This is a genomic window from Brevibacillus sp. HB1.2 (assembly GCF_013332495.1).
Taxonomy (GTDB): domain Bacteria; phylum Bacillota; class Bacilli; order Brevibacillales; family Brevibacillaceae; genus Brevibacillus; species Brevibacillus porteri.
This window is the reverse complement of record NZ_JABMIU010000006.1, coordinates 1-25,951: the sequence shown is the minus strand read 5'-3', so window position 1 is coordinate 25,951 and position 25,951 is coordinate 1. Positions and strand designations below refer to the sequence as shown.

Below are 25,951 nucleotides of genomic sequence, written 5' to 3'. Positions count from 1 at the left end.
GTCAGGATTTTCTCAGTTGTTTTTACCCAAAACAAAATAGCTGTATTTCTACAGCTATTATATCAAAAAAGGAGTTATCCGCCATATTAATTATTTTTAGTGGAGTAATTCTCCAAAATATCAAAATGGGGTAAACAAAATGGTCGGACATGCTGCGACTCGCAAAGATCCGCTCATTGCTGCTGGAAGCAGCACCAGATCGAGCGTCACGATTTCCCCTGCACCTAGCGTCACTGTCCCTCTCGCTTCTCCACTCCCCATCGCATTGGCAACAACCAAGTAGGTACCAGGATCAAGATCAGTCACCTTATACCTGCCAAAGCTGTCTGTTTGGACCACCACCGTCTTTCTGATTGGTTGATTCACCGTTTGCACATACACGGTCGCTCCAGCAACTGGCAAACCTGTTAAACCGGATCGAACCGTTCCTTGTATCGTACCCGTTTGAGAAAGGCGGATGATGATAAAGGTTGTTTGGTTCGGCAAAACGACCGCTTGTGCCTGACCGGTACCAATGCCCGGGATGGTCCCGATAACGGTATACGTCCCCGGAGCGACATTGACAAAATGGAAGGTTCCATCCGGCTCAGCCAGAATATTTTGCAGGCGAATCTGAGCTGAGTTGAATAGCGATAATTGAATATTGTTTCCGCTAGCTTGGGTTCCGTCCGGCAAGAGAACAATCCCGGATATCGTTCCCACGATTGGCAATAGCTCGACTGTCGCTACGGTCGTCTGTCCACCTGCGACCGTAACTGTACTGTAATGTGTACCGAAGCCATCTGCGCTTGCGATGACATTGTACACGCCAGCTGTCAAGCCATTCACCTGGAATTGCCCACTCTGATTCGTAACGGTGTTGGCAACAAACAAGCCGTTAGAAAATAGCTGAATTGCAACAGCTGCCCCTGTAATCGGGAGTCCCGTCAACTGATTGGTCACCTGTCCGAAGATGCTCCCTGGTAGAGGAGACATCGTCAGAATGACTCCGCCAAGTGTTTGTCCAGCAGTCACGGTGATACTCTGCGTTGCCGCTGCGTAGTTGTCTTCACTTGCGCTTATGAAATACGTTCCTGGCGGCAGATTGCCAACAGCGAAGTTGCCCAGGTTATCCGTAATCGCACTGCCGAACAATGTCCCGTGAGAATCCTTCACTTGTATCAATGCATTCGGAACAACTCCTCCACCAGCACCCTGTACCTGACCTGTTACAGCAGCTGGAAAAGGGGGCAGCCCCACTTCAATCGTAGTGGTCTGTCCGGAAAAGATCGTCGCACCAACAGGCTGGGTGGTGTAGTTTTGAGCGCTAATCGCAAGTGTATAGGTTAAGGGGGCCAAGCCGTCGATTTTAAACTGACCGAGACCGTCCGTAATCGTCCGAGACAACAAGTTGTTTGTGCCAGGGAAAAAGATCAAAACTTCCGCCCCTACCAGTGGCGTACCATCAAATGCATCCCTGACAGTGCCCTGCAAAACACCAGGATTCGGGTCCAGTGGGATATTGACTGTAGCTGTTCCCCCAGGCGCTACATCAAAGGAGACACTCTCCCTCTGATAGCTTTCGTTCCTTGCCAAAATGGTGTAATTTCCAGCCACAAATCCATCAATGAAGTATATCCCCTGAGCGTCTGTCTGGGTAGAAAAGAGGATCGTGTTATTGTTGCCCAGCAAGCGGACGAGCGTATTCGGCAAAGGAGTGCTGAGAATGGCGTCACTAATTTCTCCTGTAACACTTGCAGGCAGATTCGGCAGAGAAAAATCAAGACCGGTAGTCGCTCCCAATCCGACCATAGCTGTTGAAGCCTCAGCAGCGAATCCCGTAGCACTTGCGATCAGTGTATAGCTCCCCGGGGAAAGTCCACTCACCATATACTGACCTTGCGCATTCGTCAGGACAATAGCCAGAATCGTTCCAGACGGACTTCCCTGTCGAACAGTAATGACCGCACCGGCAATCGGCAAGGCCGTACCTTCCTCTCGCACTGTACCAGCTATCCCACCGGGCAACTCGTTTAACGCAAAGCTTAATACAGACGCAACGCCTGCTTGTATCTGTGCGCCAGCCACATCGCTTGCATATCCAGTTGCATTGACATTGACGGTGTACCCTCCAGGAGCCAGCCTATCAAGTGAAAAGTTACCCGTTGCATCAGTCAATACGGAGCCCACAGCGGCACGGGTGCTGTCGAAGACGATTACCGTTGCACCAATGATCGGCAAGCCCGTCTCCAGATCAGTCACAACACCGGATAAACTGCCGGGATTGGGAACTAATTGCTGCTGAAAGTTGGTGGTTATGCCCCCTTGCAAAATAACCGCCTGCGAGACAGATACAAAATTCAGCGCAGAAACGGTTACATTTACGACACCCGGCGGAAGCTTCTCTGCCAAAAAATTGCCTTGATCATCTGTCAATAATTGAGCAAGCACAACGCCATGGCCATCCGTAATGAGCACGGTGCTTCCCGGAATCCCGAATCCCGTCATCTGATTGGTCACCACACCCGAGATAGCCGCAGGCAAGTCAGGTAACGTGACGGTCGTTGAAGTTGCCGTATTGGCCGTCACGATCACGCCGATACTTCCAACGGCATAGCCAGGCGCTGACGCGATAACGGTGTAAACACCGGGAGCGACACTCCCAATGAAAAATACACCTGATTCATTCGCGAGCAAGCTCTGTATGACGGCTTGATTGCTATCCATCAGCTTGACGTTGATTTCGCTTCCCATAACAGGTACACCCAAGCTGTTTATGACACTTCCCACGATGGACCCAGGCATTGGCAAGAGCGCCACACTCGCCCCCGTCGTTTCTCCACTGACTACATTGGCCCCTACTGATTGATCAGCATAGCTAGGCGCGCTTACCGTGACGGTATAAGCACCAGGCAACAGATGTTGAATCAAATAGCTACCCGTCTGGTCGGTACTTGCTGTAGCCACTACATTTCCGTTACTGATGGAACGAATCAGTACAACGGCGCTTGCAATGATTATCGCGGGATTCGTCGCATCCGTCACCTGTCCACTAATCCCGCCTGCATTTGCCTCAAGGGTAAAGTCTACTCCGGTCTTATTTTCACCGGGTCCAAGTGTAACACCAACCGAGCCTGTAACATATGCAGGGGCACTTGCCACCACGACAAATGATCCAGCAGGCAGGTTGCCAATTGTATAGGCCCCGTTTGAATCCGTATAGCCAAAGCCTATTGTCGTCTCATTCAAATCCAGTATACGGACAACGGCATTGACAATCGGCTGCATCCCCGTGTCTAGCACGGTTCCAGAAATACTGGCCGGATTCGGGGTAAGCGCAAATGAAACGTTGGTCGTCTGCCCAGGCTGTACGATCGCCCCAACAGATTGAACAGCGTAGCCAGGAGCGGTAGCTGTAAGGATATAAGAGCCAGGTGCGACCCCTGAAAATGAAAATGCCCCATTTCCATCTGCGACGACAGTACCAATCAACAGGTTATTGATATCAAACAATTGAATGGTAGTTCCCGGAACGACAGGTGCTACTGTCCCGCTAATAAAACCGAAATCCTGATTGAGCTGAAGCTGGACAGGAGTAGTTGTATTCGCGAGCACAACGGCTCCGACATGATTGGTTTGAAAGCCATCCGCTAAAGCCCTGATGACGTATTGACCTGCTGCCAAGCCCGTGATAACAAAGCTTCCTTGACTATCGCTGTATACCGAATGCACGACGGAGCCATTGAAATCGAGTGCATTTACTTGTGCACCGGCAATCGGCTGCAACGTCCCTGCAGCGAGCACCTGTCCTTGGATCTCACCCGGACTCGCAAACAACGACAAGCTGACAGGCGTATTCGTATTCGCAAGTACAGTGGCGGAAGCACTGTTCGTTTCATAATTGGTTGCACGTGCGGTAATCGTGTAAACTCCGGGTGCAAGCCCTGTGATCACGTAATTTCCAGACAGATCGCTATTTGCATGGGCGATGATTGCCCCAGCTTGGTTCAACACACTAACCTCTATCGAAGCACCTGTGATCGGTAGACCCGACGTAGCATCGAAAATCGAACCTGAAATGCTTCCCGGCAAATCTGCCAGCTGTACATTCACCGTTGTTGTCGTCAATGAGGTGACGACTGCCCCTGTGATCACTGTCGTTTTATCTGGAGCAGATACGATGACAACGTACGCCTGCGGTAGCAAATTAGGTACCACATACTGTCCGTTTCCATCAGTCAATACCGTAGCGACAACAGCACCTGCTGCCGTATTTTCCCTAATGATGACAGTGGCACCCTGAATCGGCTGATTGCCGCTGTCGACCACCTGTCCTGCGATTGATCCCGGAGAAGCTTGCAGGATAAAAGCAAGGGACGCTATTTCCTGAGGCAGTACAGTTGCCCCCAACACAACAGTGGAATAACCAGAAGCCGAAGCGGTTACGGTATACGTGCCTGGGGCCAAGTGCGGGAAGGAAAAGGTGCCAGCGCTGTCGGTAATGGCCTGCGCCACAGGAACAATTCCCTTCATAACAATGACAGTGGCATTACCAAGCGGATTGCTCCCTGTGTCCGAGACAGTCCCATTCAATACCCCTGCCAGCTTTTCCAATTGGAGGTCAACCGTTGTAGTAGCTCCAGCAATGATTCCAATCCCAACCGTTTGGCCCGCATACCCCTCTGCAGCAGCCGCAAGGACATAGGTTTCGGGACCTAGTAAAGATAAGGAGTAGTCTCCATTCACGTCGGTTAATGTCTCTCCTACAGCAATTCCCGAACGAGTTACCACCTTGATGCTCGCATTTGGGATTTCCTCACCCGTTTGCGCATCGGAAATGGTTCCACTTACCGTTCCAAATGCAGTCGCCAAAGAAAAATCAAGGACTTTGGCATCGCCCGCTTGCAGACTGATTCCAGCTAATTGTGTGGAAAAGCCTGCGGCACTGACACGGATTTGATAAACACCCTCTGCGAGCTTGGTCAGCAGATACGTGCCAGCTCCATTTGTCGTCGTTTCCGTCAGCGTAATACCTGTCTGGTTCAGCACTTCCACCAATGCCCCGGCAATCGGTATACCACCCGGACCTGTCACCAGACCGGATAGCTGGGCAACGGATGTCTGGAGCACTACATTTTGTGTAGTCGTCTGGGCTCGAATGACATTGATTGCGACTGTTGCTGGCTGGAATGTATCCGCACTGACTGCAAGGGTATAGGCACCCGGCACGACATTGGTAAACGAATAGGTCCCCCCTCCCCCTGTCACTGTCTGGTTTACGGTCACGCCTGTCGTATTAATGAGCTTTACCACTGCCCCTGATATGGGTGCCAATCCGGTATTTGTTATCGTCCCATTCACCTGACCTGGACTCGGAGGAAGCAGAATGTCTGATCTTGTGGTTTGCCCTGCTAAAACGCTCACGAACTGAATTTTGGGGTCATAAGTCGACGCGGTCACCGACACAGAATACAGACCAGGAGCCAATCCAGTAAACGAATAGGCACCATCTGTGTCCGTTGTCGTCGTACCGATTAGTACGGGAATCGAATCATACAGCTCGACATGCGCACCTGCCACAGGCAAGTTCGTGGACTGGTCAAGCACTACGCCAGCAACACTTCCAGCCAAGTTAACCGTGATGACAATATTATCCTGAACAGGAGAAAGCATCGCGCCAGAAAAGCTATCTACGCCCGTGACTGTCGCTGTGTTTAACCGCCGCGTTCCGACTGGAGAGACCGCGAAAACCCCATTGACCGTAAATGACAAGCTGGCAGTAGAACCAGCGGCCAAATTGCCGATCGTCCAGCTGAGCACCTTCGTGAGGGGATTATAGATGACAGAGCCGATACTTGTTGTATTTACTGTAAAAGCCGTTACCTGATCCAGCTCAATCAAATCGTTGACAACGACTGTCGTTGCCTGGCTCTTCCCCGTATTGGTAACACTGATCGATCCCGTCCATTGCGATAGTTGTCCTGTGGTAACGACTGCCGGTCCTGCTGTTAGCTGCTTGTCGATTGCGAGACTGGCCCGTACGTCTCCCGTCGCTATGGTAGTCGTATTGCTCAAGGAATTGACAAAGCTAAAACCTTCACTGGTCCGCAGAGAGTCCTTGTTGTAATTGTTGTCATTGGTAGAGGTAAAGGGCAGGAATTGAAGGGAAGTAAGGGAGGTAACACCGATCGTTGAAAAAAAAGTAGCAGCTGGCATGACGAGATCAATGAAGTAATCAGGATTGCCGCTGAAATTAGAGCCGTCATTCGTCAGCCGCACACGAGCTGTGTCAAAATTGATAATCGGCGCTTGCCAGTTCGGCGCTCCACTGCCGTTTGTGCCCTCTGCCTGATCCGTCCACGAGTTGAATTCAACAATCGTGTTTTGAATCAACGCAATACGATTACGCAAGCCTTGCACACCCAACATCCACTGGTATGTGCCAGCCACCCCAGTTGTATTAATTAAATATCCCCAGGCAAAATTTTGAAAGCCTGTTTTCTGCGAATTTCTTGGATCTTCGTTGACTCTCATCCGAAAGTAAAGATTCGTTCCATCATACGCCAAAAAGACAACGGGAAACGTAGAGTTTCCTACCATGTCGGCAGAGCCGGGACTTTCATCGTTTGGGACGTCTCCGAATGGACTTCCCCCGAGCATAAACGGGATGAATTGACTGTCAGAAGGATAGGCCATTTTTCCTCACCTCTCCCCTCTAACATATGTACATAGAGTGATATGGCCCCGGCCCTCCCTTTGCTAATTGGCTTGTCCGTGCCCGTCCCAACAAAAAAAGGGCCTTCGCCCGCAAATATTTCTTGCGAGGAAACCCTTTTCCTTCCCGTATTGCCTATCTTACATAAATACGCGATAGCCAAGCAGAATAACCAGCACCAAAACGACAATACAGCCGATGAAGAAGCCGATGCTGCCTTCTTGTCGCTTTGCTTTGCCCAGAGACATTTCCATCAAACCAAAGGCGATAACCGCGATGATGCCCTTCATGTAGAAATAGAAATCTGTTGCGTGACCCACGAAAAGCATCCAAGCTCCCGATACAAGAATGATGACCATCATGAGTCTGAGCAGCATATGTACGATCTTGCCTGCTTTTGCTTTACCCACGCGATACAGGATGTAGGCAACGATCAAGAGCACGAATGCGACTTCCCAGCTACCCACATGCGCTTCAATTAACGCTTTGTACGGCAAAAAATTCAACCCCTTTACTCCTAAATTCAATCTTGTCCATTATACCAGAAGAAGGGGAAAAATGCTGATATCCCAATGCGTGGCAGTATTGTGACCAGGCTTTTAGGGGGATGAAAAAGAGGCTGCCTGTGATCGGCAACCTCTTTTTTCTAGCAAACGATCCTATCGCAGTAAAAATCCGTCTTTTAGCGGGTCCGTAGGGTCAACGACAAATTGATGCAGACCTGTGATGAACGCCGTTCCTTCTATGCTCGGAATGACAGCCGGATAGCTCCCCACTTGTGTGGTGGCTACCACCTTGCCGATAAACTGGCTCCCGACAATTCCTTCATGGACAAACGATTCTCCAGCGGACAGCTTGCCTCGCGCATGCAAAGTGGCTACGCGAGCCGCAGTACCTGTACCGCATGGTGAGCGATCGATCTGTTTGTCGGCGAAAATCGTCACGTTACGTAGGTCTGATCCTTTCACTCTCGGCTTATCCGAGATAATCACCCCGTAAATTCCTTTAAGCTCAGGTTCCAACGGATGAACAACCTCCATTTTCGCCTCGATTTGTTCCTTGATTCGTTTGCCCCACTCTTGCAGCTCGGCCAATTGCTCAATTTCTACCTGAACCCCGATATCCTCCGCCTGTACTACTGCATAGAAGGCTCCGCCAAAAGAAATGTCCACTGAAAAGGTACGTCCTTCCCACTCAACAGGAACGTCTTGTGCCAAAACAAAAGAGGGGACATTTTCAAACGAGACGGAATGGACCAGCGATTCTTCCGCGTTAGCGTGTGCAATGATTCTTCCTGCTGGACTGTCAATCACGATACGCTCTGTTGGATCTTCCAGCCGAAGGATTCCAGTCTCAATGGCAGCCGTCACAACCGCAATGATTCCATGCCCGCACATGGTACTGTAGCCCTCGTTATGCATGAACAGCACTCCAAATGCCGCATCTGGACTGACGGGCTCTGTCATGACACAACCGTACATCCCATGATGCCCGCGCGGCTCATACATAAGGATCCGCCGGATATAGTCCAGCTTCTCCCGAAAATAGCGCCGCTTCTCTAGAATCGTTTTGCCCGCGAGCGGTGGGATGCCGCCTGTTATGATGCGCAGTGGCTCCCCTCCGGTATGGGCCTCGACTGTCGTAAACAACTGATTGATGTGCATAACATCCTCACCTTTTTATGCGATTGGCGAAAAGCTCGATGGATCACCACGCGTATTTGATCGCGCATGTTTTCGTCGTACTGTAGAAATCAAGCGCCGCCTGACCCTGCTCCCGTGTATGTGAGCTGGACAGCTTCATGCCGCCAAATGGAGCCTGGTATTCCACACCTGCCGTCTCCTGATTGACCCGAACCATTCCCGCCTGCGCCACATCCAAGAAGCGATGGGCACTCGCCAAATCTCGGGTGAACAGCGAAGCGCTTAGTCCGTATACAGACTGGTTGCACAGCTCCACTGCCTCGTCAAAACCGTCTGCTGTCAAAAGCACAGCCAATGGTCCGAACACTTCCTCTTGAACGAGGCGATGATTGGCAGCGACACCCTCGACAATTTGGGGACGGATGTAATAGCCTTGCTCCTCTTTTGCATATGATGGGCTTTGGGCAATGACTGTTGCTGCATCATTAGCCAATGCGATGTATTGCCCAACCGTCTCATACTGTGCAGCCGAGGCAACTGGCCCCAAATACGCTTCCAGATCGCTGGCATCTCCCACCCGGCACGTCTCCATAGCCGATTGCAATCGCTCGACCAGTGGCTGATAGATCGCTTTTTCTACAATGATCCTGCTGGTAGCCGTACATTTTTGACCAGCCGATCGAAACGCGCCACTGAGCAAAATCGGAATCGTTTTATCCAGGTCAGCATCAGCCAAAACGACTGCCGCATTTTTTCCGCCCATCTCGGTTTGATACTTGATATTGCGACCCGCGCACGCGATGGCAATCTGTCTGCCTGTTTCAGATGAGCCTGTAAAGCTGACTGCATCGACTTCGGCTTCATTCGTGAGTGTATTGCCGATCTCTCGGCCCTTGCCAATCACCAGATTCAGCACACCCGCAGGCAGCTTTGTTTCCGCAAATATTTCAGCTAATCGTGTCGCTGTGAGCGAACCATTTTCCGCTGGCTTCCAGATGACTGTATTCCCGCAAATGAGTGCAGGGGCGATCTTCCAGATGGGGATCGCAACGGGGAAGTTCCATGGAGTGATGACCGCCACGACTCCGAGCGGGATACGACGGCTGTATTGCAGAACGTTCGTATCTGAAGAGGGAATCAGGTTGCCGTTGGAACGCATCCCTTCTCCGGCATAATAGCGTAACAGACTGACCCCGCGCGCCACTTCTCCGCGCATCTCGCCAAGCTGCTTGCCCATTTCCCGGCTTGCCAGCTGTGCCAAGCTGTCTGCATTTGCCTCCAGTGCGGCAGCCATTTGAAAAAGGATTTCGCCACGAGCCGCCCCCGTTTGTTTTGCCCAGCCGATCTGTGCCGCACGAGCTGCCTGTTCAGCGGCAATAACATGTGACCGATCAGACAGGTGCAGAACGCCGACTTCTTCTGTGATACGCGATGGGTTCTTGACCGTTAGTTCCTTCCCTGACGGCGTCATCCATTCGCCGCCAATCCAGTTTTTGCTGTGCATTCTGCCCGTCCCCCTATCGTCCACTTGCAGCGCCGACAGCGTAGTCAAACGCCTTTTTAATGCCCGCGTAGTATTCTTCAGACAGCGGCAGACGCGGCGGACGAGTCGGTCCTACTGGGAAGTCTGCCAGCTCCATCATGTATTTGATCGACTGTACCAATTGTGGACTCGCGTCGTAGTGGAACAACGGCAACAATCGACGATAAAGCGCCTGTGCCTCGGCGAGCTTGCCTGCCCGTGCCAGACGGAACAGCTCCACGCCTTCTTTTGGCAGTGCATTCGGTACACCTGAGATCCAGCCTGTCGCCCCGATCAAGCCACCCTCCATGACGAGATCGTCTACACCGACCATGACTTCTAAATCCGTCAGGGCAAGAATGTCCTGCATGCGGCGTACGTCTCCGGAGAATTCCTTCACCGCGACGATATTTTCAAACTTCGCCAGTCTTGCCAAAATGTCCGGTGTCAGGTCGATTTTGTAATCGTGAGGATTGTTGTAGGCAATAATCGGCAGCCCGACTGTGTTCAGTGCCTCATAGTGGGCAAACACTTCATTTTCCAATGGCTTGTAGTTAATCGGAGGCAAGGCCATTACGCCTGCTGCTCCCGCATCCTTGGAGAATTGCACCCATTCCACTGCTTGACGGGTAGACGGAGCAGCAGAGCCTACGACCACCGGTACTCGACCTTTTGCGGCAGCAATCACGGTATGAATGACTTTTGCCCGCTCTTCTCCTGTCATCGTCGCGTATTCTCCCAGCGAACCGGATGGTACCAGACCGTCTACGCCCTCTTGAATCAACCAGTCACACAATTCCGTCAAGCGTTTGTAATCCACCTCATAGTCGCTTGTAAACGGTGTGACAATCGCCACGTACACTCCTTCAAATCTTCCCATTTTTCATTCTCCTCTCACGTTTGGGTTTGTGTTTTAATGATCAGTTGCGGCTGGTATGAGCAAAAAGCCATTCGCTAGCTCGTCTTCCGGATTGTAAAAAATCGTATGCTTGCCCATCAGCCAGGCCGAGCCTGCAATTCGGGTGATGACAGCAGGCAGCCCTCCTTCTTCCGTCACCTGCAGCACTCTTCCTGTAAACAGAGAACCGACGATGCTCTCATGCACAAACGGTTCGTCTATCCCGATCTCCCCTTTGGCAAACAGAGTCGCCAGCTTGGCGGAAGTGCCCGTTCCACATGGCGATCGGTCGATTCCGCCCGGCGGTACGACGACGGTATTTTTCACATCCGCTCCCGGATTGTCAGGGGCCGTAAAGAACTCCACATGGGTCAGTCCGCGAATAAACGGCTTCTCTGGATGAACGATCTCCATGGCCTGATTAATCGCTTTTCGAATCGTGACAGCCGTATCGACAATGGTGGATGCATGGGCTGGCGTCAGTTCGAGATTGAGCTTGCGTGCATCTGTGATGGCATAAAAGTTTCCACCGTACGCAATATCGCAGGTCACCGCTCCAATCCCTTCTACATCTACCGTCACATCTTGCTGATAGAGGAAGGCTGGAATGTTCACAAACGATACTTCCTTGGCTTTTCCTCCCTCTACCTGTATGTCTACCTCGACCAGTCCTGCTGGCGTATCGAGCGTAAGCTTTGTCACCGGCTCAGTCACGGGGATCATGCCTGTCTCCACCAGCGCGGTGCATAGACCGATCGTATCGTGGCCGCACATCGGCAAGTATCCGCCTGTCTCGATATAGATCACTCCCACATCCGCATCCGGATGGCATGGGTCAACAATCAAGGCACCCGACATCACATCATGCCCGCGCGGCTCATACATCAAAAACGTGCGAATCCAGTCGTACTCGTCCTTCATCTGCAGCATTTTTTCTCCCATCGTGGCCCCAGTAAGCTTTGGCAGACCACTGATTACCGTCCGGGTAGGGTTTCCCCCGGTATGCGTGTCAATGGTGGTAAACACCCTCGTTGCTTTCATGGATGCAACACTCCTTTTTTCGTAAACCGTTCCAAGCGCAGCGGCTCTGTCGGAATGATGGTGTCTGTCTGATCGACTAGCATCTCGGACACCAGCTTGCCTGTGACGGCAGCCAGACTGATTCCATCTCCTTCATGACCAGCCGCGATAAAGTAACCAGGAACTTTTTCTACGCGAGAAATAATCGGCAAGTGGTCCTCTGTCCACGGGCGCAAACCGCAATACGTGCGGATGATGGCGAAGTCGGCGATCTTCGGATAAAAGCGCAGTGCTCTTCTCGCCATGCACCTGACGACATTCAGATCAATCCGCGAATCGAAGCCTACAAACTGACGACTGGAGCCAATCAAGAAGTTCTGGCTTTCTGTCGGTTCAAATACGAGCGCGACTCCATACTTCTCTGTCTCCTCATCTACTTGTCGCACTCCGCCAAACTTCGAGATGAGGTAGCCGAACTCCATCACCTTTCGCACGCCGACAGGCATCTGTCTCGAGGCGACGATCAAATGCCCTTTGCGCGGAACGATCGGAATATCCACCCCGACCATGTTGCCAATGACTGGCGCCCACACCCCTGCGGCGTTGACGACCTGCTTGGCTGTCATGCTGCCTGTACCAAGCCCGATGTGAAACGTCCCCGTCACCTGATCACGTCTAAGCGACTTGACCTCTGTACGGCGCATGATCCTCGCTCCATGCTTTTTCGCTCCTTCAAACAGGGCAAAGGTCAGCATGTACGGATTGACGGTAGAATCGGTGGCGCATTCCAAGCCTCCCAGCAAGTCGTCGGCAAAGTAAGGCGACTCCTGCCGAATATCCGATCGGTCCAGCATCCGAAATGGCAGTCCGACTTCCTTTTGCCGTCTCACCCATTCATGAGCGGCTTCCATCTCTGCCTCTGATTCGCAGACGAGAATGCTTCCCGGCGCCCGATATTCAAACGTATGGTCCAGCTCTCGGCTCAGCTGATCAACGAGCATCTGGCTTTTCAGGGACATCTGACTGTCAAAGCCGGGGTCCTTGTCGATCGCTAAAATATTCCCGTCACAGCGTGAGGACGTCCCTGATGCCAACTCGCCTTTTTCCAGGACAACGACATCCAATCCAGCCTTCGCAGCGTAATACGCAATCGCCGCACCGATTATGCCACCGCCGATTACCGCAATCTGCGCATGGGTTTGTACTGTCATGCTGATTCTCCTCAAATGCGTATTCTGCTACTCTCTTACTCTTTTTTGCAAAAGCCATGCCAATCGTTCCAAGCGAGATTCCCAAAATATTTCGTCTAAATTCTTTGACAACCGAAAGAGCGAATGTATAATAAATGAGAAAATGTTCAAAATTTTATACACTTGAACTACCTCTTTTAAAAGGGATGATCGAGTTGAATCACAAACTTCCTGCCTTAACCGAGTTGATACAGACAAACATGCGGATTTTTAACGCCCAAGAACTTCTCCCTCCTCAATTGGACGAAACCATTCCTGTATTTGTCCAGCGTCAAGCCACCTGGTATGTGGCCAATTCTTCCCATTTAACCGTCAACTTGACGATCGATTGCACACAAGCCCCTTGGGAACCAGCTGCTGTGACGACACTGGATTCAACATTGGCTGACGCTATCCACCTGCTAGCTACTCACAACTATCTCCTGATCGAAAAACAGCCTGGAGTCCCTGTCGGCTACCTTCATCGAGGTGCTGTCATACAAGCCATTTTTTCCTCGCATGAGATCTTGGAAGCGTATTTCGAGACGATGATCAAGACCATGGACGCTTCTATATCCGTCATCGACGAAAAAGCACGTGTGATGGTTTGGACAGAAGGGGCTGAACGAATCTTTTCCTTGAAAGCAAAAGAAACGATTGGTCGCCCGATCACCGAATTTTTCCCGCTCGAGATGCTCGAAACGCTCAAATCTCTGCAAAGCGGACAGTCTCTCTACCGTCATCAGCATCAGCCGCGGGAGGATCTCGTCGTGCTCATCAATACCAATCCGATCTATTTGCATGACAAAATCATCGGTGCTGTCGCGGCGGAAACCGATATCACGAGCCAGGTCCGACTGAATCAGGAGCTGTTGAACGCCAACAAAAAAGTGAACCACTTACAGCAAGAAATGGCGAAGCTCAGTCCGACCCCTGATCCATTTGCACAGATCAAGGGAACGAGTCTCCCCATTCGCCATATCAAGTCCATGATCCAAAAGCTCAGCGCTACACAAGCAACCGTGTTGATCACAGGGGAAAGTGGCGTCGGCAAGGAGCTTTTCGCCAAAGCCGTGCATGATGTGCGGGAAGGCTCCAATGCGCCCTTTATCGCCATTAACTGCGGTGCGATTTCGCCTACTTTGTTTGAAAGTGAGCTGTTCGGGTACGAGAAAGGTGCCTTTTCTGGTGCGGATCAAAAAGGAAAAAAAGGAATGATAGAGCTGGCACGTGGAGGAACGCTGTTTCTCGACGAGGTAGGAGAAATGCCGCTCGATATGCAAGTGAAGCTGCTTCGCGTGCTTCAAGAGAAAAAATATTATTCGGTCGGAGGGACCAAGCAGATTGAGGCGGACTTCCGCGTGGTTGCCGCCACGAATAAAAATTTGGAGGAGTTAGTAAAGGAAGGAAAGTTTCGCCAAGACCTGTTCTATCGGCTCAATGTCGTGACGCTGAAAATTCCTCCGCTTCGAGAACGCATTGAAGATACGATTGAACTCGCCCACTTTTTTCTCTATGAATTCTCTTTACGTTACAACCGTCCCATTCATGCCATCTCGCAAAATGTGATGCAAAACCTGCTCCAATACGACTGGCCAGGCAACATTCGCGAGCTGCGAAATGCCATTGAACGATTGGTGGTATTTGCGACAGACGGTATTATTAAAGAAGAAGATTTGCCGTATTCCTTGCAAGGTCAGACGAAACAGGTACCGATTGAGCTCCCTCCCGATCTCTTTTCTCTGCAAGAAGAAATCGAAGCGCATGAGCGCCGTGTCATTTTGCGAGCCATCGAGCTGGAAAACGGCAACAAGCAGGCCGCTGCGAAAAGACTTGGCATATCGCGTGCTACTCTTTATAACAAATTGGGTAAGTAAAAAAGAAAATACGTTGCTCGTCAACGGTTGTGTATGGGGAAGCCCTGCCACATGTTTTCCAGTCGCCTGTATCCTCTCTTCGTTCGGGCGGTCTCCTTCCAAACATGTGACAGGGCTTTTCGAGCTGTTTTGTGTACATCCAGCTTTTCAAACCGTTTTTGGGGGTGATCAAGGTAGATTACATGTGCTAACTGATCATCTTGAGTTATCGAATCATGATCGTGAAGCATTTGTGGTTCGTATTGATGACTCAATGCTCGTGAACAGGCGTTTTTCCTTCTTGAATCGACTTACAATTATGTGTTACCAAAGCTGCGTAAGAAGAAGTGGATTTCCAGTCCAAGCGCCTCTGGAGCCCGCCCCAGCGCAGGAATGAATGGCGGGGGTTTTCAGCTTCACTTATGGAATCCTTCCTCGAAACTTCTACGTTTGAAGCGCTCCCGCCATTCATTCCGGAGCGGACAGTCAATCCCCCTTGCGGGGCGTAGGCCGAAGCGCAGACTGGAAATACGCTTCTTCCCTCCACTACAGCCGCTTTTTACACGCCAAAAACGCACGCCACCTCGAACAAAAATCAGGAAACCTTCGCCCCTCTTTGGGCGGCAACACCTCAGACAAAATACGGATCAATTCCATGGTTGATTCCTCCTTTGTCATCGGGCACTTACTTACGCGCCCAAATACGCCTTGACGATTGAATCGTCGGCCCGAAGCACGTCTGCTTTATTTTCCATAACGATGCGCCCTGTCTCCATTACATAGCCGCGATGAGCAAGCTTCAACGCTGCCTTGGCATTTTGTTCGATCAAAAGGATCGTCGTGCCTTGCCTGTTTATTTCTCTGATTATATTCATGATCTCAACCACAATAATCGGGGCGAGCCCCATCGACGGCTCATCTAACATCAAGAGCTTTGGACGTGCCATGAGACCGCGGCAGATTGCGAGCATTTGCTGCTCGCCTCCGCTCAGCGTTCCTCCCATTTGTTCACTCCGCTCCTTCAATCGAGGGAACAGCGCGAAAGCCTGCTCAATCCCCTCTGCGATGGCCGCCTTCTCTTTTCGCTGTGTAAAACCGCCTAGCTCCAAGTTTTCACGCACAGTCAATCCAGCAAAAATCCGCCTGCCTTCTGGTACATGGATGATGCCTGCCTCGACAATTTGGTGAGGAGCCCAGCCTACGAGACTCTGTCCATGAAGCAAGACATCTCCACTGCTTGGTCGAACGATTCCAGAAATCGTTTTGAGTGTCGTGCTCTTGCCTGCACCATTGCTTCCTAGCAGTGCGACAATCTCTCCTTCATGCACCTGTAGGTCAATGCCTTTAAGCGCTTCAATTTTCCCATAAAACGAATGAATGCCGCGGATTGTCAAAAGTGGTGTCATATCGCCTCCTCCTCCTTTCCCAGGTAGGCTTCTACGACACGCGGATTGCTAAGCACATCCTCGGGAGTTCCCTCTGCGATCTTCTGTCCGTAGTCGAGGACGATTACTTTTTCCGAAATTTTTTTGATCAAACCCATATCGTGCTCGATAATCAACACTGTCAACTCGTAATGGGTGCGGATTCGCTTGATCAAAGCAATCAGGTCTTCCTTCTCCTCATAATTCAGCCCCGCAGCAGGCTCATCGAGGAGCAGCACTCGCGGCTTGGTAGCTAAGGCTCGCGCGATTTCCAAATACCGCTGGGCGCCATACGGCAAGTTTTTGGCAATGCGCCAGCAACTGTCTTCCATCCCCACGAAGCGAAGGCAGTCCCTTGCCGTATCCTCGATCAACTGTTCCTCTCGGCGCTGTGCCCTTGTCTGCCAGAGTGCTCCCCAGACGGTTTGGCTCGTGCGGCTGTGCATGCCTGATTTGACATTATCCAAGACCGTCAAATTCGGAAACAGCCGCAAGTTTTGAAACGTTCGCGCCATGCCGAGCCGTGTGATTTGGCTTGGCTTTTTTCCTACGAGCTGGTTGCCTGAAAGGATGATCTGCCCCGCAGTCGGACGGTAAAATCCGGTGATCATGTTGAAGACGGATGTTTTCCCCGCTCCATTCGGGCCAATGATACTGCTGATCGAGCCTGCGCTGATATCAAAAGACAAATCGTTTACCGCAGTCAGACTACCGAATTTAAGCGTTACATTTTTCATTGTCAAGCTTGACGTCATTACCACTGCCCCCTTCCGTAGCCTCCTCGGTCTTGCTACGTCTAGCGCCTCGTTTCATCTCATAGCGGGCAGGCCACAGTCCTTGGGGGCGAAACAGCATCATCGCGACCAGCGCGGCGCCGAAGATCAAATACCGCCAATCTTCCACTGAACGCAGCAGCTCCGGCAAGGCAATGACCAGCACGGCACCCAAGACGACGCCAGGAATGCTGCCCAAGCCTCCCAATACCACTGCCAGGAGTATCATGATGGACTGGGTAAAGCTAAAGCTGAGCGGCGCAATCGCACTCATTTTGACAGCAAAAACAGAACCAGCCAGACTCCCGATGACAGCTCCGATCGAATACGCCAACAGCTTCATATTGATCCGGTTAATGCCCATCGCCTCGGCAGCATCCTCGTCTTCGCGGATATACATCCACGCCCTGCCGATGCGAGATGTGCCCAACCGTTTTACAGCCACGACCGCCAAAACAGCAATGATCAAGATCAAATAGTAAAAGTCGATCTGGCCTCCAAGAACATAGCCCCCAATAGAAGGACGTGGGATTCCGTAAATGCCTGAAGCTGATCCGGTAATAGTAAGATTGATCGCTAAAATACGAATAATTTCCCCAAATCCGAGGGTGACAATTGCCAAGTAGTCACTGCGCAGTCGAAGTGTCGGCGCACCGATGATCACACCCACAATAGCCGCAAATATCATGGCCACAGGCAAGGTCAGCCAAAACGACCATTGATACACCGTCATCAGAATGCCTGTCGTATAAGCTCCTACCGCAAAAAAGGCGGCGTAGCCCAAATCGAGTAATCCAGCAAAGCCGACTACCACATTCAACCCCTGGGCCAAGACAACGTAAAACAAGGCAAGTGTCGCAACATCCAGCCAGTAGTTGTTGGACAGAAACGGCAGTACACACGCGACGGCGAGCAACAGGACAACAGCGATTTTTTTTCGAGATGGATTCATCCGCTACATCCTCTCTGTCACTTTCTCACCCATAATCCCCGTTGGCTTCAATACGAGAATCAAGATCAACAAAGAAAACGCCACGACGTCCTTCCATGAACCGCCGAAAATAAATGTTCCGGCTGTCTCCATCATCCCGAGCAGCAGCCCACCCAACATCGCGCCCGGAATGCTGCCAATTCCCCCCAAAACCGCCGCCGTAAACGCCTTGAGTCCAATGACAAAGCCCATCATGAAATTGACGGTTCCGTAATAAGCACCTGCCATCGTGCCTGCACCTGCTGCGAGCGAAGCACCAATGAAAAAGGTCAAGCCAATGACTTTATGCACATGGATGCCCATTAAATGACAAGCCGTCTGATCGAGCGCAATCGCCCGCATAGCCTTGCCGTACAGGGAGCGATTGATGAAAAGATGCAAGCCCAGCATTAAAAGCGAAGAGATGAAGACAAGACCGATTTGGACATACGTGATTTTGGCCCCTAAGAGGCTAATTCCGTCGTGAGAAAGCTGCAAGGGATACACTTGATACTGCGCACCCCAAACAATCATCGAGCCGTTTTCCAAAAAGAGAGAGACACCAATTGCCGTAATCAGGATAGAAAGTCGTGGAGCCAACAGGAGCGGTCGATAAGCCACCCTCTCGATCCCCATCCCGATGACGCCGACAATCACCATCGTCAGCAATAAGACAATCAATATTCCCATCAAGCCCGCTCCGGAAGAGTCTCCGCCGAGCACGCTGAGCAAGGTATATCCGACAAATGCACCAAGCATGTACAAATCGCCATGCGCGAAATTGAGCAGCTTGATAATGCCAAAAACCATTGTGTAGCCCAATGCAATCAAACTGTAAAAAGCACCGATGACCAGTCCGTCCGCCAGCGTTTGGACGAGAATGTCCATTCCTCCACCATCCTTACTTGAAGCAAGATTGACGTATGCCCTACTTCGCTAACGTGAACTTGCCACCCGTCACCTTCAAGACGGCGAAGTTGGAGGTATCCAGCGTATTTTGGGCATTAAACGAGATTGATTGACCGAGTGCCTTGAAATCTTTTGTTTCTTTGATCGCTTTTTTGATGGCGTCACGATCAGTCGAGTTCGCTCGTCCGATCGCATCTGCCAGTAGATTGACCGCATTGTAGCTCAACGCAGAGAAAGGACCCGGTGCCAAGTTGTTGTACGTCTGCTTGTAATCAGAAGTGAACGCTTCTGCTCCCTCGATGAATTCTGCTGTAGGTGTCGCGGTGATCAAAAGCCCTTCCGCATTGTCTGCGCCTGCAATCTTGATGACGTCCTCACTGAATGAGCCATCGCCTGCGAAGAACAGACCAGATACGCCTTTTTGCTTGAATTGCTTGACCATGAGTCCGCCTGCCGCATAATAGCCGGTAAAATACGTCGCGTCCGGCTGGAGGCCTTTTATTTTGGTTACCAGCGCACTGAAATCTTTTTCTTCTGGATTGATTGCTTCATACGCAATGACAGTACCTCCGGATTTTTCAACGGACGCTTTGGCAAAATCAGCCAAGTCTTTCGCGTAGGCAGAATTATCATGGATGAGCACAACTTTTTTCGCCTGGTTCACTGCCATATAATCTGCTGCGGTTTGTGCCTGGTCTGGGGTTAGGCCATTGATCAAAAAGAGGGTGTCATAGCCTTGAGCGGGTAATTTAGCTGAGTTGGCTGCGGGAACGATCATGGGAATGTTGGCGTTTTTGAATACACCCGATGAGGGTAGTGTCGCGCCTGAGCAGTAGCCACCGACGACAGCCACTACGTTTTGGGAGACCAGCTTATTGGCTGCTGTCGTCGCCATTTGTGGATCGCAGCCATCATCAGCCACTTCGACCTTCAATTTTTTTCCAACAACTCCACCGCTGTCGTTTATTTTTTTGACAGCCATTTCGATGGCGTTTTGCATGTCTTTTCCATCCGTTGCGTTATTACCAGTTACTGGTAAAATCACACCGACGAGTATCTCGCTAGCGTCTGCACCACCAGAAGAAGATCCTTGATTGGCACATCCCGCTACAGCAAGCGTTAGAGTCAACATCGCTGCGACGATCACACTTCCCCATTGTTTCATAGCCCATCCCCCATTCGAATATTATTCGATTGATGCCCATTTCCAGTCGATTGCACCTAGACCATCCTGGAAGATTCCTTTTACCTTGTCATTCTTCACCCATGTATGCGTATAGAAGTAGATCGGCATAATCGGCATTTCGTCCATCATGATTTGTTCGGCTTCACGCAGAATCACCTTGCGCTTTTCCGGATCACTCTCTGTGGCTGACTGGTTCAACAGCTCTTTGAACTTCGGATTCTCCCAACGCGTATCGTTGTTTCCTCCGTCCTTTTCCTTGAACAGCTCCAGGAAGTTGATCGGATCGTTGAAGTCACCCGACCAGCCAAGACGCCCGACCTGATAGTTGCCCTCGTGCATGGTCTCGAGGTACACCTTCCATTCTTGATTTTCCAGCTTCACTTCTGCTCCAAGGTTTTGGCGCCATTGGTCCTGAATCGCTTCTGCGATCTTTTTATGCCCTTCCGACGTGTTGTAGCTGAGCTTGATCGGCGGCAGTTTAGAGATGCCCAACTCTTTCATTCCTTCTTCTAACAGCTGTTTGGCCGTTTCTTGATCATTGTCTTTGAAATAACCGCCTGTATTGAGTCCCATTGTCGGAGGAACTGCTGCCATTGCTGGCTGCTGATTCGCTTGGAGTACGTTGTCGATCAAAATTTGACGGTTAATGCCGTAGGCAAAAGCTTTACGAATCTTCACGTTATTGAACGGAGGTTTCTCAGTATTGAACTTGTACCAGTAAGTAGCACCGACAGGCTTCACTTGCAGCTTTCCGCTGTCTTTAAGCGCTGGCATCGCATCTGTTGGCAGCGAGCTTAACGGACTGCCTGCCCAGTCAATCTCGCCATTTTCGAACATGGACAGCTCTGTGTTTTCATCCTCCACCATCGAGAACTCGATCTTGTCCAGCTTGACGCTATCTTTGTCCCAGTAGTTGTCGCTTTTCACGAGTACCATTTTGCTTTTGTGTTCCCAAGACTCCATTTTGAATGGACCATTTCCTACGTGTGTTTTGGCTTCTCCAGACCATTTTTCATCTGTCTCGACTACCTTTTTATTTACCGGGAAATAAGTTTGGAAGGCGGTTAGCTCCAGAAAAAACGGGGTTGGATTCGTCAACTCTACTTGGAGGGTCTTGTCATCCAATGCTTTTACGCCGACATCCTCCAAGCTGCCAGTCCCTTTGTTGGCCTTCTCCGCATTCTTGATGTAATAGAGCTGGTAGGCATAATTAGACGCTGTCTTCGGATCGAGAGCTCGCTTCCACGCGTATTCGAAGTCGTGGGCTGTGACCGGTTCTCCGTTGCTCCACTTGGAGTCTCTCAGCTTGAAGGTGTATGTTTTCATATCACTCGATACTTCAATCTTCTCAGCTACTGCTTCCTCCGGCTTGCCCGAAGGCCCGATGCGTGTCAGTCCATCAAAAACTGCTTTGACGATGGCAGCAGAAGTCGTGTCTTCCGCAAGTCCAGGATCACCTGTAGGTGGTTCGGAGTGAAGATTCCAGCGTAAAACTTGTGCTTTTGCTGGTTCTTTAGACGTGGTGACAGGTGCTGGCTGCGTGCTCGACTGTCCAGTCTGTGATGCTTGCTCGGCTGGCTTCGCTGCTGGCTGTCCTCCTCCACATCCTGCTAACGCTAATCCCATGACTGCTAGGCTACTCATTACTGCGAACATACTTTTTTTCATTCGATCAACCCCCATTGTTCAGTCGTTATGTGTTGGTTTTCAGAATTATCAGAATGCAAGAGGTATGCCAAAATGGAAGGCGGCAGTCTCTTTATTCTAGAGTGAGTTGTTGTAAATTTTTTTGTACACTGTATGCCTTGTTGTGTTTCAAATCTTAGACACCGCTATTAGACAAAATAAGCCTCAGCCCACTTACTCGGCCAAGGCTTTTGTCTCTCGATTTACAAAATGATCAATTCGCGCGGTGAATGTGTAAGGACCTCATTGCCACTCTCTGTAACAACCAGATCGTCTTCGATACGGACCCCACCAAGCTCTGGGATATAAATCCCCGGCTCCACGGTCAAAATCATGCCTTCTTGAAGAACAGCGGTACAACGTGTGGACATAAATGGCTCTTCATGAATATCGAGACCCACTCCATGGCCCATCCCATGCCCAAATCGTTCGCCATAGCCGTGCTCCGTAATGTAGTCCCTTGAGAAAGCGTCTGCCTCTTTCCCGGTAATACCAGGACGAATGCCTGCAACAGTCCGATTGCGTGCTTCTAAAACGATCTCGTAGATGGCTTTGAGCTGTTCATCAGGAGTGCCAATAGCAACCGTTCGGGTAATATCAGAGCGATACCCTTGGTACAATGCACCAAAGTCCAACGTGACCATATTTCCGGCTTCAATCATTTTTTCACTCGCTACGCCATGCGGAAGTGCGGAACGATAACCAGAAGCAATAATGATGTCAAAAGCAGAACCCGACGCCCCTTCTTTTCGCATGAACATTTCCAATTCGTTAGACACCGCAAGCTCTGTGATCCCGGGGCGCAAGAAGGACGTAATATGAGAGAATGCCGCATCGGCGATTTGCGCAGCCGTTCTGATGATCGCCAGTTCTTCCTTTGTCTTAATCATCCGCAATCCCTCAATGACACCTGACGTCGGAATGAATGCTGTTTGGACGGCCTCGCTGTATTTGCGATGCAAGGCAAACGAGACATTCTCCTCCTCAAAGCCGAGATGGTTGATCCCCATCGCTTCCGCCTGGCGCGCTACTTCACTGTATACGGATTCTTTTGTCGGCAAATAAACGATCTCAAAGCTTGTTGCTTGTGCTTGCGCTTGGGCTGTGTAACGGAAATCTGTGAAGAGCTTGGCCTGGTCCCTTGAAATGAGGACAACTCCGTATGTACCTGTAAAGTTTGTGAGGTATCGGCGGTTTTGTCCATTGGTGATCAAAATCCCGTCAATCCCAAGTGAATCGAATTGCTCACGCAGTCTTGTTACTTTTTCCATCTCTGTCATCCCTCTTTTGTTTGTCGTGATTAGGCTCGTTCTTTGAGAATATTCAGCAAGTATTGTGCCAGTCAGGACGATCTCACTCGGTTCTCCATGGCACGACACTTGCATTTTCATCAAGCAAGAATGAAAGGAGGCATCATCATGGAATCGCATCCATTGATTATCTGCCGTTGTGAAGAAGTAACTCTCGCTGAATTGGTAGAGACCGCCCAAACCTATCCATGTACCGCACGCGAGCTGAAACTACGGACCAGAGCCGGAATGGGCTGCTGCGGTGGGAGAACCTGCCGTACATTGATCGATCAGGTCATTCAGCAAGTAACTGGCCAAGCGCCTTCTCATACTGTACCTCTTGGATACCAACCGCCTATCCGTCCTGTCTCATTTCAAACGATTGGGGGGCAACGGACATGAGCCAACGAATTGATCACCATCCGGTCCTCGGTTCACTTGGTGACAGAAAGCAGCTTCCTTTTTATTATAACGGCTCTGTCTATACGGCTTACGAAGGCGAGACGATTGCGGGAGCCCTATTGGCCGCAGGGGTCCGTACGCTTCGGGTGCATGAGGAAAAGGGAACACCTCGAGGAATTTACTGCAATATCGGTCACTGCTATGAATGTCGCGTCCATGTAGATGGTGTTCCCACCGTGCGTGCTTGTATGACGCTTGTGCAGGAAGGCATGCAAGTGAATGCGGGTTCAATCCTTCCTACCCCTTTGAAAAAAGGAGGGCATGGTGCATGATCGACCTTCTCATCATCGGGGCTGGTCCTGCAGGCTTATCTGCAGCAATTGCAAGTGCCAGGCAGGGATTGGCTGTTCGTGTAGTCGATGAGTTTTATCGCCCTGGGGGCCGCTTGCTTGGACAGCTTCACGAAGAACCGGACGGTGTGTGGTGGAATGGACTGGATGAGGCAGCCCGGCTCACGGAGGAAGCGAAACATCTCGGTGTAGAGCTCTGTTGCGGCGTCTCCGTATTCCATTTGACGCAATCCCAGAGTGGCTGGGTCGTCTCTACGACACAGGGGGAAATGATAGTCCCATTGCTCCTGATCGCAACGGGGGCTTCTGAAGCAGCCGTACCCGTGCCAGGGTGGACGTTACCTGGCGTGATGTCCATCGGAGCTGCTCAAGTCATGACAAATGTGCAGCGCGTGCGAGTAGGACAACGCGGGGTAGTCATTGGAATTAATATCTTATCGGTGGCGATATCCCGGGAATTGCAGTTGGCTGGAATTGCGTTGGATCGAATGATTCTCCCATCTAGTACGACTGTCAGTGGCACTGCGGGACAACCACAAGCAGTGATGCAATCTTTATTGCGCGTCGCCCATCTTGCCCCTTCTCTGATGATTCGGATGGGGAGCAAAGTAATGGGAAGTTCATGGATGCAAAAGCTGGCAGTGTCCCTCTACCCCTCAAACGGGTTTTCTATGTGGGACATCCCGATTCAACTGCGAACAGCAGCACTGGAGATCGTCGGTACCTCTCAAGTCGAGGGTGTCCGTATCGCCCGAGTTGCCGCCGATGGTTCACCCATAGCTGGAACTGAACAAGTCATTCCAGCTGATTTCGTCTGTATCGCAGGTGGATTAAGCCCACTCGCCGAATTGGCAGCGATTGCCGGGTGCCCTTTTGCCTATGTTCCCTCCTTGGGCGGGCATGTCCCCTTACACAATGAAAGCATGCGAACGCCAGTCTCTGGACTCTATGTTGCCGGCAATATCACGGGAATTGAAAGTGCTAAAGTGGCAATGGCTCAAGGCACTGTCGCTGGACTTTCTATCGCAAAAGCTCGGGGGAAGCTGAAGAATGAACAGCCGTTATCGGATGCCATTCAACAGGTGAAATTCGTCCGCCAAAACGCAACGATTCAGTTCCATCCAGACATTGTGGCTGGGCGTGCACTGGTGGGGCAAATGACAGCAGAATGGATCGCGAACTAATTCATCCCTTCAATAGGAAAAGGCAGCCTGTCATTCTTTCACAGCAGGCTGCCTTTGTTTTTTCTTTCTGGTTTGTCCCTCGGTAGTTGATGAAGACGGCAACTCTGAATCCACAGTAAGCGTATCGTGTATTTCCTCTGCCTGTTCACGATAGTGAGCAATAAGCTCAGGATATTCCGCGATTTCTCTCTCTCCTGTCGGAGTGATCGCATACAGCCCTCGTTGCACTCGAGCAAACCATCCATAATGATTTTGAATAAGAATCGACGAGGTTTTCTCCCCCGCCCCTTTACTCTTGAGTACTTTAGGCGATAACGGCCCATACTGCTGAAGCAACGTCGCGATTTGAATGCAGCTCTGCTTGTATGCCGTCATGAGCTTGGTTTGATAGCTGCCGCCAACATTGTAATCGCCGTATCTTCCCCGCATCTCTTCAATGATGCGGTTTCGCTTTTTTTGATTGAATTGCTTGCTTTTTACCCGATCAAACGGTCCCGGTGAAATATTTACTTCCATGACTGCCGGCCCTCTTTTTGGAAAGGACACGAGAATGAGACCAAGCTCGAGGCGTCTAACCAAGTAGCATATATCTTGCCATTTTTTCGAAAACAATTTGTATTTGGGCTTAGGGATTGCCATATAAACAAAATCGGTATAGCGTTGTCGCTTGGTTGCCTGTATGAGCAACTCCACACTTAGGTTGCGCTTAAACTCAACAATAATCAGTTCCTCGCCTTTGATGGCCGTTAAATCGCAATGCTTGACCTCACCAAAAACGTCATATCCTTGTGTGACAAAATAATTCCGAATCGGTTCGTACATGTCAGCTTCATATTTCTTCTCTGCTTTTGGTTCCATGTGCTCCCCTTCTCTTATAGGAAAAAGAGCCAATCCAGTGGATTGACTCCTCTCTTCG

The 25,951-nt window shown here is 50.7% G+C and carries 19 protein-coding genes; 4 read left to right on the top strand and 15 right to left on the bottom strand.

Going from position 1 to position 25,951, the window contains the following annotated elements:
• Positions 1-120 precede the first annotated feature (120 nt).
• The 7 genes from HPY28_RS16075 to HPY28_RS16045 all read right to left on the bottom strand — a co-directional run bounded on the left by HPY28_RS16075 (position 121) and on the right by HPY28_RS16045 (position 12,988).
• On the bottom strand, positions 121-6,675 hold the full coding sequence (locus HPY28_RS16075; protein WP_174230931.1) for a carboxypeptidase regulatory-like domain-containing protein: 6,555 nt from the start codon (positions 6,673-6,675) through the stop codon (positions 121-123).
• A gap of 159 nt (positions 6,676-6,834) precedes the next feature.
• The gene (locus HPY28_RS16070; protein ID WP_017252192.1) at positions 6,835-7,200 is read right to left on the bottom strand and encodes a YisL family protein; all 366 of its coding nucleotides are present in this window, start codon (positions 7,198-7,200) and stop codon (positions 6,835-6,837) included.
• Positions 7,201-7,353: 153 nt separating this feature from the next.
• Complete coding sequence (locus HPY28_RS16065; protein ID WP_017252193.1) at positions 7,354-8,358, bottom strand: proline racemase family protein; 1,005 nt, start codon at positions 8,356-8,358, stop codon at positions 7,354-7,356.
• A 43-nt stretch (positions 8,359-8,401) separates the two neighbouring features.
• The gene (locus HPY28_RS16060) at positions 8,402-9,841 is read right to left on the bottom strand and encodes an aldehyde dehydrogenase family protein (protein WP_017252194.1); all 1,440 of its coding nucleotides are present in this window, start codon (positions 9,839-9,841) and stop codon (positions 8,402-8,404) included.
• A gap of 13 nt (positions 9,842-9,854) precedes the next feature.
• Positions 9,855-10,739, bottom strand: a complete 885-nt coding sequence (locus HPY28_RS16055) for a dihydrodipicolinate synthase family protein (protein ID WP_017252195.1) — start codon at positions 10,737-10,739, stop codon at positions 9,855-9,857.
• Between the two features lie 33 nt (positions 10,740-10,772).
• Positions 10,773-11,798 (bottom strand): 4-hydroxyproline epimerase, encoded by a 1,026-nt coding sequence (locus HPY28_RS16050; protein ID WP_174230930.1) that lies wholly within the window; start codon positions 11,796-11,798, stop codon positions 10,773-10,775.
• Complete coding sequence (locus HPY28_RS16045; RefSeq protein ID WP_174230929.1) at positions 11,795-12,988, bottom strand: NAD(P)/FAD-dependent oxidoreductase; 1,194 nt, start codon at positions 12,986-12,988, stop codon at positions 11,795-11,797. Before HPY28_RS16045 ends, HPY28_RS16050 begins: the two co-directional genes overlap by 4 nt.
• Positions 12,989-13,122: 134 nt before the next feature.
• On the opposite strand from HPY28_RS16045, the gene HPY28_RS16040 reads away from it, so the two are divergent.
• Complete coding sequence (locus HPY28_RS16040) at positions 13,123-14,883, top strand: sigma-54 interaction domain-containing protein (RefSeq protein WP_174226021.1); 1,761 nt, start codon at positions 13,123-13,125, stop codon at positions 14,881-14,883.
• Between the two features lie 668 nt (positions 14,884-15,551).
• Here HPY28_RS16040 and HPY28_RS16035 read toward each other — a convergent pair.
• The 7 genes from HPY28_RS16035 to HPY28_RS16005 form a co-directional block, all read right to left on the bottom strand.
• Positions 15,552-16,268, bottom strand: coding sequence for an ABC transporter ATP-binding protein (locus HPY28_RS16035; RefSeq protein ID WP_017252209.1), 717 nt, complete (start codon positions 16,266-16,268; stop codon positions 15,552-15,554).
• Positions 16,265-17,041 carry an ABC transporter ATP-binding protein gene (locus HPY28_RS16030; RefSeq protein ID WP_174230928.1) on the bottom strand — a complete coding sequence of 259 codons (777 nt, stop codon included), beginning with the start codon at positions 17,039-17,041 and terminating at the stop codon, positions 16,265-16,267. The genes HPY28_RS16035 and HPY28_RS16030 overlap by 4 nt, the downstream gene beginning before the upstream one ends.
• A complete protein-coding gene (locus HPY28_RS16025; protein ID WP_174230927.1) occupies positions 17,004-18,011 on the bottom strand; it encodes a branched-chain amino acid ABC transporter permease in 1,008 nt (335 codons plus the stop codon). The genes HPY28_RS16030 and HPY28_RS16025 overlap by 38 nt, the downstream gene beginning before the upstream one ends.
• 3 nt (positions 18,012-18,014) lie before the next feature.
• The gene (locus tag HPY28_RS16020; protein WP_174230926.1) at positions 18,015-18,917 is read right to left on the bottom strand and encodes a branched-chain amino acid ABC transporter permease; all 903 of its coding nucleotides are present in this window, start codon (positions 18,915-18,917) and stop codon (positions 18,015-18,017) included.
• 40 nt (positions 18,918-18,957) lie between these two features.
• Positions 18,958-20,103 carry a branched-chain amino acid ABC transporter substrate-binding protein gene (locus HPY28_RS16015; RefSeq protein ID WP_174230925.1) on the bottom strand — a complete coding sequence of 382 codons (1,146 nt, stop codon included), beginning with the start codon at positions 20,101-20,103 and terminating at the stop codon, positions 18,958-18,960.
• Positions 20,104-20,124: 21 nt separating this feature from the next.
• Positions 20,125-21,792 (bottom strand): peptide ABC transporter substrate-binding protein, encoded by a 1,668-nt coding sequence (locus HPY28_RS16010; protein ID WP_174230924.1) that lies wholly within the window; start codon positions 21,790-21,792, stop codon positions 20,125-20,127.
• A 221-nt stretch (positions 21,793-22,013) separates the two neighbouring features.
• On the bottom strand, positions 22,014-23,081 hold the full coding sequence (locus HPY28_RS16005) for a M24 family metallopeptidase (protein ID WP_174230923.1): 1,068 nt from the start codon (positions 23,079-23,081) through the stop codon (positions 22,014-22,016).
• Between the two features lie 147 nt (positions 23,082-23,228).
• On the opposite strand from HPY28_RS16005, the gene HPY28_RS16000 reads away from it, so the two are divergent.
• Genes HPY28_RS16000 through HPY28_RS15990 form a run of 3 tightly spaced genes read left to right on the top strand, consistent with a single transcriptional unit; the run spans position 23,229 to position 25,035 of the window.
• Positions 23,229-23,501, top strand: a complete 273-nt coding sequence (locus HPY28_RS16000) for a (2Fe-2S)-binding protein (protein WP_174230922.1) — start codon at positions 23,229-23,231, stop codon at positions 23,499-23,501.
• Positions 23,498-23,833: a (2Fe-2S)-binding protein gene (locus tag HPY28_RS15995; protein WP_017252217.1), complete on the top strand. Its 336-nt coding sequence runs from the start codon at positions 23,498-23,500 to the stop codon at positions 23,831-23,833. The genes HPY28_RS16000 and HPY28_RS15995 overlap by 4 nt, the downstream gene beginning before the upstream one ends.
• The gene (locus tag HPY28_RS15990) at positions 23,830-25,035 is read left to right on the top strand and encodes an NAD(P)/FAD-dependent oxidoreductase (protein ID WP_174230921.1); all 1,206 of its coding nucleotides are present in this window, start codon (positions 23,830-23,832) and stop codon (positions 25,033-25,035) included. The genes HPY28_RS15995 and HPY28_RS15990 overlap by 4 nt, the downstream gene beginning before the upstream one ends.
• A 30-nt stretch (positions 25,036-25,065) precedes the next feature.
• On the opposite strand, the gene HPY28_RS15985 is transcribed toward HPY28_RS15990, so the two are convergent.
• A complete protein-coding gene (locus HPY28_RS15985) occupies positions 25,066-25,893 on the bottom strand; it encodes a DUF2161 domain-containing phosphodiesterase (RefSeq protein WP_174230920.1) in 828 nt (275 codons plus the stop codon).
• Positions 25,894-25,951 lie beyond the last annotated feature (58 nt).

Coding starts and splice junctions, on each gene's coding strand:
- HPY28_RS16075 (WP_174230931.1), bottom strand. CDS start 6,675: ATGGCCTATCCTTCTGACAGTCAATTCATCCCGTTTATGCTCGGGGGA.
- HPY28_RS16065 (WP_017252193.1), bottom strand. CDS start 8,358: ATGCACATCAATCAGTTGTTTACGACAGTCGAGGCCCATACCGGAGGG.
- HPY28_RS16060 (WP_017252194.1), bottom strand. CDS start 9,841: ATGCACAGCAAAAACTGGATTGGCGGCGAATGGATGACGCCGTCAGGG.
- HPY28_RS16055 (WP_017252195.1), bottom strand. CDS start 10,739: ATGGGAAGATTTGAAGGAGTGTACGTGGCGATTGTCACACCGTTTACA.
- HPY28_RS16050 (WP_174230930.1), bottom strand. CDS start 11,798: ATGAAAGCAACGAGGGTGTTTACCACCATTGACACGCATACCGGGGGA.
- HPY28_RS16045 (WP_174230929.1), bottom strand. CDS start 12,988: ATGACAGTACAAACCCATGCGCAGATTGCGGTAATCGGCGGTGGCATA.
- HPY28_RS16040 (WP_174226021.1), top strand. CDS start 13,123: ATGAGAAAATGTTCAAAATTTTATACACTTGAACTACCTCTTTTAAAA.
- HPY28_RS16035 (WP_017252209.1), bottom strand. CDS start 16,268: ATGACACCACTTTTGACAATCCGCGGCATTCATTCGTTTTATGGGAAA.
- HPY28_RS16030 (WP_174230928.1), bottom strand. CDS start 17,041: ATGACGTCAAGCTTGACAATGAAAAATGTAACGCTTAAATTCGGTAGT.
- HPY28_RS16025 (WP_174230927.1), bottom strand. CDS start 18,011: ATGAATCCATCTCGAAAAAAAATCGCTGTTGTCCTGTTGCTCGCCGTC.
- HPY28_RS16020 (WP_174230926.1), bottom strand. CDS start 18,917: ATGGACATTCTCGTCCAAACGCTGGCGGACGGACTGGTCATCGGTGCT.
- HPY28_RS16015 (WP_174230925.1), bottom strand. CDS start 20,103: ATGAAACAATGGGGAAGTGTGATCGTCGCAGCGATGTTGACTCTAACG.
- HPY28_RS16010 (WP_174230924.1), bottom strand. CDS start 21,792: ATGAAAAAAAGTATGTTCGCAGTAATGAGTAGCCTAGCAGTCATGGGA.
- HPY28_RS16005 (WP_174230923.1), bottom strand. CDS start 23,081: ATGGAAAAAGTAACAAGACTGCGTGAGCAATTCGATTCACTTGGGATT.
- HPY28_RS16000 (WP_174230922.1), top strand. CDS start 23,229: ATGGAATCGCATCCATTGATTATCTGCCGTTGTGAAGAAGTAACTCTC.
- HPY28_RS15995 (WP_017252217.1), top strand. CDS start 23,498: ATGAGCCAACGAATTGATCACCATCCGGTCCTCGGTTCACTTGGTGAC.
- HPY28_RS15990 (WP_174230921.1), top strand. CDS start 23,830: ATGATCGACCTTCTCATCATCGGGGCTGGTCCTGCAGGCTTATCTGCA.
- HPY28_RS15985 (WP_174230920.1), bottom strand. CDS start 25,893: ATGGAACCAAAAGCAGAGAAGAAATATGAAGCTGACATGTACGAACCG.